Annotated in this window: 16 protein-coding genes; 4 read left to right on the forward strand and 12 right to left on the reverse strand. The window is 75.6% G+C overall.

Annotation, left to right across the window (positions count from 1 at the left end):
- Positions 1-114: 114 nt before the first annotated feature.
- Positions 115-507 carry an MmcQ/YjbR family DNA-binding protein gene (locus ACLQ2U_RS21240; protein ID WP_425752466.1) on the reverse strand — a complete coding sequence of 131 codons (393 nt, stop codon included), beginning with the start codon at positions 505-507 and terminating at the stop codon, positions 115-117.
- Positions 508-623: 116 nt separating this feature from the next.
- Between ACLQ2U_RS21240 and ACLQ2U_RS21245 the strand changes: the two genes are divergently transcribed.
- Complete coding sequence (locus tag ACLQ2U_RS21245) at positions 624-1,085, forward strand: GNAT family N-acetyltransferase (RefSeq protein ID WP_425752467.1); 462 nt, start codon at positions 624-626, stop codon at positions 1,083-1,085.
- Positions 1,086-1,174: 89 nt separating this feature from the next.
- On the opposite strand, the gene ACLQ2U_RS21250 is transcribed toward ACLQ2U_RS21245, so the two are convergent.
- Complete coding sequence (locus tag ACLQ2U_RS21250; protein WP_425752468.1) at positions 1,175-1,690, reverse strand: 2'-5' RNA ligase family protein; 516 nt, start codon at positions 1,688-1,690, stop codon at positions 1,175-1,177.
- A gap of 79 nt (positions 1,691-1,769) precedes the next feature.
- On the opposite strand from ACLQ2U_RS21250, the gene ACLQ2U_RS21255 reads away from it, so the two are divergent.
- Positions 1,770-2,276, forward strand: a complete 507-nt coding sequence (locus ACLQ2U_RS21255) for a mycothiol transferase (protein WP_425752469.1) — start codon at positions 1,770-1,772, stop codon at positions 2,274-2,276.
- Between the two features lie 129 nt (positions 2,277-2,405).
- On the opposite strand, the gene ACLQ2U_RS21260 is transcribed toward ACLQ2U_RS21255, so the two are convergent.
- From ACLQ2U_RS21260 to ACLQ2U_RS21275, 4 genes are all read right to left on the reverse strand, one after another.
- Positions 2,406-3,134 carry a Pr6Pr family membrane protein gene (locus tag ACLQ2U_RS21260; RefSeq protein ID WP_425752470.1) on the reverse strand — a complete coding sequence of 243 codons (729 nt, stop codon included), beginning with the start codon at positions 3,132-3,134 and terminating at the stop codon, positions 2,406-2,408.
- A gap of 165 nt (positions 3,135-3,299) precedes the next feature.
- A complete protein-coding gene (locus ACLQ2U_RS21265) occupies positions 3,300-4,037 on the reverse strand; it encodes a hypothetical protein (RefSeq protein WP_425752471.1) in 738 nt (245 codons plus the stop codon).
- A 222-nt stretch (positions 4,038-4,259) separates the two neighbouring features.
- Positions 4,260-4,424 (reverse strand): hypothetical protein, encoded by a 165-nt coding sequence (locus ACLQ2U_RS21270; protein ID WP_425752472.1) that lies wholly within the window; start codon positions 4,422-4,424, stop codon positions 4,260-4,262.
- A 64-nt stretch (positions 4,425-4,488) separates the two neighbouring features.
- A complete protein-coding gene (locus ACLQ2U_RS21275) occupies positions 4,489-4,995 on the reverse strand; it encodes a DinB family protein (protein WP_425752473.1) in 507 nt (168 codons plus the stop codon).
- A gap of 119 nt (positions 4,996-5,114) precedes the next feature.
- On the opposite strand from ACLQ2U_RS21275, the gene ACLQ2U_RS21280 reads away from it, so the two are divergent.
- Both ACLQ2U_RS21280 and ACLQ2U_RS21285 read left to right on the forward strand, forming a co-directional pair.
- Positions 5,115-6,011 carry a DUF72 domain-containing protein gene (locus ACLQ2U_RS21280; protein ID WP_425752474.1) on the forward strand — a complete coding sequence of 299 codons (897 nt, stop codon included), beginning with the start codon at positions 5,115-5,117 and terminating at the stop codon, positions 6,009-6,011.
- 56 nt (positions 6,012-6,067) lie between these two features.
- A complete protein-coding gene (locus ACLQ2U_RS21285) occupies positions 6,068-6,244 on the forward strand; it encodes a GTPase activator (RefSeq protein WP_425752475.1) in 177 nt (58 codons plus the stop codon).
- 137 nt (positions 6,245-6,381) lie between these two features.
- On the opposite strand, the gene ACLQ2U_RS21290 is transcribed toward ACLQ2U_RS21285, so the two are convergent.
- The 6 genes from ACLQ2U_RS21290 to ACLQ2U_RS21315 all read right to left on the reverse strand — a co-directional run bounded on the left by ACLQ2U_RS21290 (position 6,382) and on the right by ACLQ2U_RS21315 (position 10,289).
- Positions 6,382-6,771 (reverse strand): hypothetical protein, encoded by a 390-nt coding sequence (locus ACLQ2U_RS21290; protein WP_425752476.1) that lies wholly within the window; start codon positions 6,769-6,771, stop codon positions 6,382-6,384.
- Positions 6,772-6,877: 106 nt separating this feature from the next.
- Positions 6,878-7,504, reverse strand: coding sequence for a hypothetical protein (locus tag ACLQ2U_RS21295; RefSeq protein WP_425752477.1), 627 nt, complete (start codon positions 7,502-7,504; stop codon positions 6,878-6,880).
- A gap of 224 nt (positions 7,505-7,728) precedes the next feature.
- The gene (locus ACLQ2U_RS21300; RefSeq protein WP_425752478.1) at positions 7,729-8,592 is read right to left on the reverse strand and encodes an alpha/beta fold hydrolase; all 864 of its coding nucleotides are present in this window, start codon (positions 8,590-8,592) and stop codon (positions 7,729-7,731) included.
- A gap of 22 nt (positions 8,593-8,614) precedes the next feature.
- On the reverse strand, positions 8,615-8,851 hold the full coding sequence (locus tag ACLQ2U_RS21305; RefSeq protein WP_425752479.1) for a hypothetical protein: 237 nt from the start codon (positions 8,849-8,851) through the stop codon (positions 8,615-8,617).
- Complete coding sequence (locus tag ACLQ2U_RS21310; protein ID WP_425752480.1) at positions 8,851-10,068, reverse strand: glycosyltransferase; 1,218 nt, start codon at positions 10,066-10,068, stop codon at positions 8,851-8,853. Before ACLQ2U_RS21310 ends, ACLQ2U_RS21305 begins: the two co-directional genes overlap by 1 nt.
- On the reverse strand, positions 10,053-10,289 hold the full coding sequence (locus ACLQ2U_RS21315) for a glycosyltransferase (protein WP_425752481.1): 237 nt from the start codon (positions 10,287-10,289) through the stop codon (positions 10,053-10,055). Before ACLQ2U_RS21315 ends, ACLQ2U_RS21310 begins: the two co-directional genes overlap by 16 nt.
- Positions 10,290-10,468 lie beyond the last annotated feature (179 nt).

Below are 10,468 nucleotides of genomic sequence, written 5' to 3' on the forward strand. Positions count from 1 at the left end.
CGATTCCCGGCCCCGGCGGGCACGCGCGGGCTCCGCGCGGACCCGCCGGGTGCTCCCGGGCGGGCCACACCTGCTGGGTGCCGCCGGCGGTCCGGCTGAGCCGACCCGCCCGGGTCACGGCAGGGTGGCGCGGTGGGCCTCGGCGAGGCGTTTCGGCGCGCGGGCGTACCAGGCGTCGAGGACCAGCTCGGCCAGCTCCGGCACCGCGATCCGGTCGAGCCGCACCAGCACTGCCGGGTAGCCGTCGAAGTGCGGGGTGGTGAAGTAGACCGCCGGGTCGTCGGCGAGCAGGGCCTCCTTCGCGCCCAGGTCGGGCACCCGCGCGCCGAGGACCGGGCCGTCCGGGACGGCGTCGCCCAGGGCGTCGAGGTCCGACCGGCGCAGCGGCCGTTCCCAGACGAAGAGCTTGTCGCGTACCCGCCAGGCGGGCAGGCCGTCGTGCGACGGCCGTTCGGTCGTCTCCGGCAGGGCCAGTGCGAGCCGGCGTACGTCTTCCCAGGTGGCCATGGGCCCGACGGTACGACCGGTCCACCACCTCGGGCGTCGGGGCACGCCACGAGGGGTGCGACCGGATGCGGTTGCCGGGCCGTCTGACCGATGTGCTGGATGCGCTACGGTGCGGCGTGACCATCACCGTACGGCCGCTCACCGTGGCCGACTGGCCGCAGTTGTGGCCGATGCTGCGGGACATGGGCGTCACCGACGAGCCGGCCGGGACGCACCGGGAGAGGTACGCCGCCCTGCTCGCCGACCCGCGCTGGGTGATCCTCGGTGCGGAGGCCGCCGGCGAGCTGCTCGGCTACGCGGCGGCCCAGGACCACGGCCCGCACCTGCGCGGCGGCGACGACCACCGCACCGCCCGGCTGCACGACCTCTACGTCCGCCCGCAGCTGCGTCGGGGCGGCGTGGGCCGGGCCCTGCTGGCGGCGGTGCGGCAGTGGGCCGGGGAGCGGGTGCGGCACCTGGAGTGGCAGGCGCACCACGAGCGGGCCGCGCCCTTCTACGAGCGGCTCGGCCACCGCGGCGACCCCTGCCCGCAGCCGGACTACCCGACCTTCCAGGTCGACCTCGGCCCGCGCCGCTGACCTGCCGCGCCTCTCCGCCCGCGCCCCGGCCGCGCATCGCCGGGACCGGCACCGGGCCCGGCGGCGCCGCGACACCGGTCGGCCGGGGGTCAGGGCAGCGGTCGGGAGATGTCCCGGGCGTGGTCGGCGAGCGCCGCCCCCACCACGGTCGCCTCCAGCGGTAGCACCTCCAGGCAGCGCCGGACGGCGGCGGCCATCAGCGTGTTCGGCACCCGCATCGAGAGGGTGCAGTGCGGCACCCAGCGACCCGGCCGGTAGTGCTCGGCCAGCTCCACGCCGGCCCGGGTCAGCCGCTCGTACACCAGCGCGTGGTGGGCGAGGAGCTCGGCGGTGGGGGTGACGCCGAGCCAGAGCACCCGACCGACGAACTGCCCGGCGTGCTGGAAGTTCAACCGCAGCGGCGCGGCCACCACCGTCCCGGCCAGCGCCTCGGCCACCCGGTCCGGGTCGAAGCGGGGCGCCACCGCGAGCGAGACGTGCGGCCGGTGCCGCTGTTCCAGCAGGGAGCGCAGGCTCTGCACACCCTCGGCCTCCAACGCGTCCCAGAGCACCCGGATCCGGCGGGTGGCGTCGGTGTCCAGATACAGCTCCAGCGCCGCGACCACGTGATCACCCTAGAGCCAGGGGTTTGCCGGCGTCCGTCGGCGGTACCAGTGTCGGATCCGCCCGCGAAGGAGTGAACCGGTGAACGTGAACGACCTGCTGACCGAGATCTACGGCCGGCTGCCCGACCTGGTGCGGGCGGCGGTGGACGGGTTGGGCCCGGACGAGCTGCGCCGGTCGCCGGGAGCGGGCGCCAACCCGGTCGGCTGGCTGGTCTGGCACCTGACCCGGATCCAGGACCACCACGTCGCCGACCTGCTCGGCACGGAGCAGATCTGGGCCACCGGCGACTGGGCGGCCCGGTTCGGGCTGCCCGTCGACCCGGACGACACCGGTTACGCCCACACCCCCGACCAGGTCGCTGCGGTGCGGCCGGAGAGCGCGCAGGCGTTGGTCGACTACCACGAGGCGGTGGCCGGGCGGACCCGGGAGCTCCTGGCCGGGCTCACGCCGGCGGACCTGGACCGGGTGGTCGACGAGGCGTGGGACCCGCCGGTGACCCTCGGCGTCCGGCTGGTCAGCGTGGCCGAGGACGACCTCCAGCACGTCGGGCAGGCCGCCTATGTCCGGGGTCTGATCGGCTCCTGAACCGGCGTCATCCGCCCGCCCGTCGCAGCGCGGCGGTGGCCGGCCGGGACCGCTCCGCCGCCGCCCGCGGTCGTCGCAGCCTGCTGCGCTGACCGGCGCCGGTGGTCGTACGCCCGCCGGCCCGGCGGTTCAGCGCTGCCCGGCGGGCGCGTCCGTCTCGGCGTCCTCGAGCGCGGCGGCCGGCGCGGGGGCGGCCACGGTCGGCGCCGGCTCACCGGCCGGCCGGGCGGCACCGCGCCGCGACAGTCCCCGGTCCACGCCGACGAAGAGGAGGCCGAGCAGCCAGAACGTGAAGGCGAAGAAGACCGCGCTGACCGAGACGCCGTCGTAGCCGAGCTGCCCGGCGTCGATGAACGGGTACGGGTAGCGGTGCACGACCAGCCCGCGCAGCAGCGCGAAGCCGAGGTACGTCAGCGGGAAGGCCAGCCACCAGGCGGCGTACCGCACCCGCAGCCGGCCGCGCTTGTCGAACAGCGCCCAGTCGGCGATGGCGAGCAGCGGTACGACGGTGTGCAGGAACTGGTTGCCCAGCGCCTCGCCGAGCGCCCGGTCCGGCTGGGCCATCGCGAACGGGCTGGCCGGGTTGGCCAGCACCAGGTGGAACACCACCCCGGTGATGGTGATGTAGAGGGTGACCGCTCCCTTGAGTGCCGACGCTGGTTCGGGCCGGTCCTGCCAGGCCCGCCAGGCGGCGTAGCCGGCGAAGAGCCCGACCGCCACGTTGCTCTGGATGGTGAAGTACGGCAGCAGGCCGGTGACCGTGGCCGGGCCGAGCGCGGTGAGCACGATCCCGGCCAGCACGCTGATCACGATCGCGGTCCGGAAGGCCACCGCCACGCGTCGACGCCGCAGATTCATCGGGGCAAGCTATCAGCCCCGCCACCACGGGTCAGCAGCCGGCGATGAGCCGACCGGTCATCATCCGGCGGTGCCCGGTGCGCCCTTGAACGGGATAGTCCCAGACCGATTCCATGCCGCCACGCTCCCCAGCCCCGACGTCGTCCGGGTGGCGGCGGGGTCGGGTCAGTGGACGCCGGGTCCCGAGAGTTCGGTCGGGGCGGGTGCGGTCGGCTTGCCGGCCGGGGTGGTCGGGCTGTGCGAGGGCCGGCCGGCTGGCCGGCCGGTCGCCGGGGTATCCGGTTTGCCGGACGTCCCGTACTCTCCGACCACCCGCTCGCAGTACCCGCTCACCTTGTCCCGGCCACCCGCGCTGTTGATCAGTGCGGCGAAGGCCGGATTGTCCAGCGTTCGACCCGGGTTGTCGCCCGCGTCCGCCCGGTACGCCCGGCAGAGACCCACGGTCGAGGCGCTCGGCGCCGACCGGCCGGGGTCCACCGTGGACGGTGCGCCCGAGGGGCCGGGACGGGCGGTGGTGGAGGAGCTCTGACCCGGCGCGGCCGACGGGGTGACGGGGGGATTGGCGGGCCGATGCGGCGGAGCGGGGAGCGTGCCGGTGGCGGCGGCGAGCGCCACCCCGCCGGTGGCGGCGACGGCGAGGGCCGCCAGCGCGACCTTCAGCCCGGCCAACCGGGCGAGGGCGCCCGGCTGGGCGGTGCGGGTGGGCATGGGCAGCGGCGCCCCGGCCCGGGCGCTGCGGAACGCGTGCATCGCGGCGTTCTCCCCGCGCAACTCGGCGGGGCGCGGCGCGGCGCGAACCGCCGCCAGGAGCGCCACGAGCGGCTCCTGTCCGCCCTGCGGGTCGACGACCGGCCCGCCGAGCAGCCGCTCCGCGGTTTCCTGGTCCATCCGATGTGCGTTCATCTCGTGTCCCTCAGCGCCGGACGACCTTGGGACGTCACATCGGGGCCGGCCGGGTGACGACGATCACGCGTGGACCCGGAGCGGGAGAGACCCGCAGCGTCGGCATCCTTACACTGCGTGACCGACGCCCGGCCGATGCCATGACTCCGTAGCAGGCGGTGTCTGTCGAGGAGGTGGCCACCGTGCCGGAGAGCGGGACGTGCGCGGCGACGAGCGCGTCGATCAGGTCGGCGACGAGTTCTCCGCCGTCGTCACCCGGGCGGCGTCGGTGCTGGAGGAGGAGCTCTCGGCGTGCATCGCCAGCGCCCGGCGGCTCCAGGAACCGCTCACCGCCGACCGCCGGGTCGATCCGGCGGCCTTCGACGAGGTGGTCGGCCGGGTGCGCAAGGACGCCCACCCCCTGATCGACATGGTGGTGGCCCAGCTGCCCGACGCGGGCGCGCGCAGGGCGTCAGCCCATCGTCTTCGCGCCGTCGATCGCCTCGCGCAGGATGTCGGCGTGCCCGGCGTGCTGCGAGGTCTCCGCGAGCACGTGCAGCAGCACGCGGCGCACCGACCAGCTCGCGCCCGGCTCGAACCAGGGCGCCTGTGGCAGCGGGTGCGACGCGTCCAGGTCGAGGGTGGCGATCAGCTCGTCGGTGCGGGCGGCGACCTCCGCGTAGTGGTCGAGCAGGCCGGCCAGCGTCTCGCCCTCCGTCATCCGGAAGGCGGCGGCCCAGTCGACCGGCTCGCTCTGCATCGCCTCGGCGCCGCCGACCGCGAACCACATCCACCGCTCCTCGGTGATGGCCACGTGCTTGATCAGGCCGCCCAGACACAGCTCGCTGACCGTGGTCCGCGCCGCGGCCTGCTCGTCGGTCAGCCCCCGCACGGTGTGCCGCAGGAAGCCGCGGTGCCGGTCGAGGGTCTGCACCAGGTCGGCCCGCTCGCCGGTGAGAACCCGTTCCGAAGTGGTCATCACTCCACCCTCCGTCGATGTCGTCGAGGCACAGACTGCCACGGGCCACCGACAATTCCGGGGGTGCCGCGCGACGCCAGCGGTTGCCGATCCGGCCGCGCGGCGGTGCACTGAACGACATGGCTGTGATTAAGGTCGGCACCTCCTCCTGGGCGGACCAGACGCTGCTGCGCTCCGGCTGGTACCCGAAGGCGGTGAAGACCCCGGCCGAGCGGCTCGGCTACTACGCCCGGCAGTTCGGGCTGGTCGAGGTGGACACCTCGTACTACGCGGTGCCCGCGCCGGAGACCACCGCTGGCTGGGTGGACGCCACCCCGCCGGGGTTCACCTTCGACGTCAAGGCGTTCAGCCTCTTCACCGGCCACCCGACCCCGGTGTCGATGCTGCCGAAGGACCTGCGGCCCGCCGCCGGCCCCGCCCGGATCCGCTGGCGGGACCTGCCCGAGGCGTCGTACGAGGAACTGTGGAGCCGGTTCGGCGCGGCGCTCGACCCGCTCGCGGCGGCCGACCGGCTCGGCACCGTGCTGTTGCAGTTTCCGCCGTGGTTGACCCGCGGCGACGGCGCCCGGCGCCGGATCGCGGAGCTGGCGCGCCGGTGCCGGCCCTGGCCGGTCGCGGTCGAGCTGCGGCACGGCTCCTGGTTCGACGGCGACGCCGCGGTGGAGACGGTCACCTTCCTGCGCGACCACGGCCTCAGCATGGTCTGCGTCGACATGCCGCAGGGCCATCCCTCGTCGGTGCCGCCGATCATGATCTCCACGGCCGAGCCGGCCGTGGTCCGGTTCCACGGTCACAGCGCGCACTGGGAGACCGGGAGCAAGGAGGACCGGTTCCGGTACGCCTACTCCGAGGGCGAGCTGCGCCGCTGGGCGGACCTGCTGGCCGACCTGGCCGACCAGGCCGGGGAGCTGCACGTGCTGTTCAACAACTGCTGCGAGGGGCAGGCCCAGCGCGACGCCGGACGGCTGGCCGAGCTGCTCGGGGTGGGTCCGGTGCCGGAGCATGCCCGGGTCTGACCGGTTTGTCGCCCGAGGGTGCGGGTACCGCCCGGTGGACGGACGGGGGGAGCAGCATGAGCCACGACGAACAGCGGCCGGGGGTGCCGGACGACGCGCAGGCCCGGCGGGTCCGCGAGGCGGAGGAGGCGCACGGCGGCAGCATGGCGCCGGGGCTGGTGGACGAGGCCGGGCGACCGGTCGCCGAGCCGCCGCCGGCTCCGGCCGGTGACGAGGACGGCACCGGCTCCTGAACCGCCCCGCGGACAGGTGACCCCCGGGACGCCGCGTCGGCGGCACCCCGGGCGTCGATGTCCCCGGACCGCTACCGGGTGCCGATCAGCTTCTGCAGCTCCCGCCGGCTCAGCTTGTCGCCGGTCCCGCCACGCGGTCACTCCCGGCTGATGCCCTCCGGGTGCATCCCGGTCGCCTCCTCCAGGGCGTTGTCCGGCAGGTCCCCGCCCGCCGTGTCGTCCGGGAACGACCGGTGCGCCGGCGCCGGATCCGGCGGAGCGCCCGGCCCCGCCTCCGTGGTGCGGGTGGGTTCGACCGAGCCGAAACCGTGCCGCCCGGCCGGGCCGGTCGGCGCCGCCGGCGCTCCCGCCCGACGCTCCGCCCAGCCGTCCTCCGGCACGGCCGTCTCCTCGCTGCCCTCGTCCATCGGGTCGTCCTCGCCCGCGCCCCAGGGCGGGTCCGCGTCGAAGCCGTCCGTGGTGCCCCAGGGTGCCGCCGACTCCGGGCCGCGCCCGGCGCCGCCCCTCGGTCCCTCGTTCGCCGTCATCGTCACCTCGCTGCTCGTCTACCGCCCGCCGGTGCGACCCGCCGGCGCGGGGCCTGCCGTCGACGCTGCGACGGCCGGCCCCGTACCGGCCGGTTCGGTCACCCGTTCAGCCCGCCATCGCCATGCGGCGCTTGGCCCCACCCATCGCCGCCACCTTCCCCATCGTCTTCGGCGCGCTCATCAGCCCACCGGCCCGGCCGAGCATGCCGCGGAAGACCTGGCCTGGCTTCTGCTGCTCGCCCATGTACGCGGTCACCACGACCAGCGCCCCGGTCAGCGCCGGGATCGTCCACTGCAGCAGCTTCATCTGCCGCTGACAGGACGCCACGTTGGTCGGCGTCTGGTGGTTGGGCTCGGTGGTGCCGTCGACCGGCGGGTTGCCCGCCTTCTCCAACCTCTTCCCGAGCAACCGGCTGTAGCCGGTCACCGCCAGCGCGCCGACGGTCAGCGCCGTCTTGACCGCGCTCATCTTCGCCACCCCGGACTGGGCGAACACCCGTGGGCTCTCCGTGGCGAGTTCGCCCACCGCGCCGGCCAGGTGCGCGCCGATCGCCGCCGCGTTCACCGGCGTCCAGCGGGCCCACCCCGCCGAGGCAACCGTGAGCCGCTCGGTCGAGTCGCTGACCTGTGCCGCCGCACCGTTCACGCCGAGGGCTCCCATCAGGGAGCCGCCGAACCAGGCCGCCAGGCCCAGATCGTGCATCGACCGCAGGGCGGTGTGCCGTTCGGACATCTGATCCCCCTCCACCGTATTCGGGCGCAGCGGCATACCCACCTTCCGCGCGGCTACGCACCCGGTGTCGGCGGCGCGGACGGACGTTCCTGCGCCTTCGTCCCGGTCCGCGCAGTCGTCGCCCGCGCCCGCCCGGCGGCGGGTCGCGGGATCCGCGCGACCGGTCACCGCGACCCGCAGCGACCGGCTGTCGACCGGGGCGGGCCCGGGCCGTCCGGGGCGGGTCAGCGGCGCGGCAGGCCGGCCGCGAAGGCGGCCACCCGACCGGCGAGCGGCGCGCCGGCCCGTACCCAGGTGAAGTGGTCCAGCGGGGCGCCCGCCTCGGCCGCCGTGTATCGCGCGCGGGTCACCGGGGCGGCGTCGAGCTTGGCGCAGAGGTGGTCCAGGGTGCCGTGCGGGGTGTACTGGTCGTCGTCCACGCCGACGGCGAGCACCGGCGTGCGGAGCCGCCGGACGGCGGCCTCGGCGTCGACCCCGTCCAGCACCGGGAAGCGGCCGGTCCGGGCGGTGTAGGCCCAGTCCCGGATCACCCCGCGGGCCTGCCGGCCGCCGAAGCCCCAGCCGGGCCAGACGCCGAGCGCGGTGGCGACCGCCGCGATCCCCTGGCTGTACGGCAGCACGCCGTACCGCCGGGCGCCCGGGTAGCCGCGCCAGTAGGGCACCCCGACCGCCAGCAGGGCGAGGCCGTCCACCGCGTCGGCACCGTGCACCGCCAGGTGCAGCAGGGCCGCCTGCCCGCCGAGGGAGTGCCCGAGCAGCAGCCGGGTCCGGCCGTCCAGCCGTGGCTTGAGCGAGTCGAGGACGGCACCGACGTCGCCGGCGAGTTCGGCGTAGCCGTACCGGCAGGCCCGGCTGGGCGGGGGAGTGCTGGCGCCGGTGCCGCGCAGGTCGGCGACGACCACCGCCAGCCCGGCGTCGCGCAGCGCGGTGGCGAACGGCCGATAGTAGCGCGCCCGGACCCCCATCGCCGGCCAGATCACCACCACCGGCGCGCCGGGCGGCCCGTCCGGCTCGGGGTAGACCTGCACGCCGATCCGCGCCCGGTCGACGTCGACGAACTCCTGGGTGTACTCCGGGTCCCCGCTCACCGGCCCAGCCTACGGCGGGAAGCTACCGGCGGGTAGCCACGGGGGTGCCGCGCCTGTCGATCTCGTGCTTCTCGGCCCGCCGGTCCGGCCCGTCCAGGTGACCGGCGTCGGCGTTGGCGAAGGCGAGCAGCCGGCGCGGTCGGGCGCCGGCCAGCATCGGGTGCGACCCGTCCAGCCGCTCGGCGGCCCGCCGGTACGGCAGCAGCGCGGCCGCCAGCCCGGACAGGTGTGCGTCGAGGCTGGACAGTCCCGCACTCATCAGGCCACCGCCGGCGCGACGCGGCCAACCGTGCTCACCGTTGCGTAGACCGCGCTCAGCTGCTCGGCGCAGCGCTTCCAGGAGTACCGGCTGCGGATCCGGTCCAGCCCCGCCGTGGCGTACGCGAACCGGCGCACCTTGTCGGCGAGCAGCCGACGGATCGCGGTGCCCAGCGCGCGCGGGTCGCGCGCCGGCACCAGGTCACCGGTGAGGCCGTCGACGACGGTGTCGCCGATCCCGCCCACGTTCGTGCCGATCACCGGCACGCCGCAGGCCATCCCCTCCAGCGGGGGGAGCCCGAACGGCTCGTACCAGGGCGCGGTGACCAGCACGTCCGCGGACCGGTACCAGGCGGCCATCTCCTCACGGGGCACCGCGCCGACCAGCCTGACCCGGTCGGCCACCCCGCACGACTCGGCGAGCGCCCGCAGGCGGCGGGCGAAGGTGTCGGCCGGCAGCAGCTCGGCCGGCGGTCCGCCGACCACCACGCACTCGGCGTCCGGCACGGCGGGCAGCGCCCGGACGACCTCCTGGAAGCCCTTGCGCTCCACCATCCGGCCGACGGTGAGGATCCGCGGGCGGGCCGGGTCGCGGGGCGCGACCGGCCCCTCCGGGCGGAACATCGCCTCGTTGACCCCGGACGGGACCAGCGCCATCTTCGACCGCGGCACGCCGAGCCGGACCAGCTCGCCGATCTCGTCCTGGCACTGCACGATCACCCGGTCGGCGGCCCGGCCCAGCGCCCGCTCGTAGCCGATCCGGCCCGGTGGGCTGGTGTCCCGGGCACCCTGGTGGCGCCGCTTCACCGTGCCGAGGGCGTGGTACGTCAGCACCACCGGCGTGCCGGTGCGCCGCCCGGCGTGCAGGGTGGCCAGCCCGCTCATCCAGAAGTGGGCGTGCGCCACGTCGGGGCGCCAGTCACCGTGGCGCCACTCGTCGGCCAGCCAGCGGCCGAACTCGCCCATGTGCGGCAGCAGTTCGTCCTTCGGCACCCGCAGCGCGGGCCCGGCGGGCACGTGCCGCACCTGGTAGCCGGCGGAGGCGGGCACCACGTCCGGGAGGGCGGTGGAGTCCCGGCGGGTGTAGACCCGCACGTCGTGCCCCTCGCCGGCCAGTGCCGCCGCCAGCTCCGCGACGTGGGTGTTCTGGCCGACGGCGTCCTCTTCCCCGAGGGCGGCGAGCGGGCTGGCGTGCTCCGAGATCATCGCGATGCGCATGTTTCCTCCTCCATGAGCCGGTCCCAGTCGACGAGGAACCGGTCGAGCCCGAAGCGTTCCTTGGTCACCTCTCGCGCCCGCGCGCCCAGCCGGTACGCCGCGTCGCGGTCCTCCGCCAGCCACCGGGCCGCCTCGACGAGCGCTGAACCGTTCCTCTTCGGCGGCGGCCACCACCTGCCCGTCCACCACCAGGGCGGCGGCCGGGTCGTGGAAGATCGCATTGATTCCCAGGACGCGCATGGCAGGGTCCCTACCCTCGCCCCGGCCTCCCAACCTGTAGATCATTGACTTGTCCGGCGGCGGACGGGAATCTCCAGCTGGAGATTCCCGTCCGCCCCCCGGGGCCGGTCAGAACCCGCGCAGCAAGCCCGGCCCCCCAACCGCGGAAGCGCTACGCGCC

It is taken from the genome of Micromonospora sp. DT47 (assembly GCF_049844475.1).
Lineage (GTDB): Bacteria > Actinomycetota > Actinomycetes > Mycobacteriales > Micromonosporaceae > Micromonospora.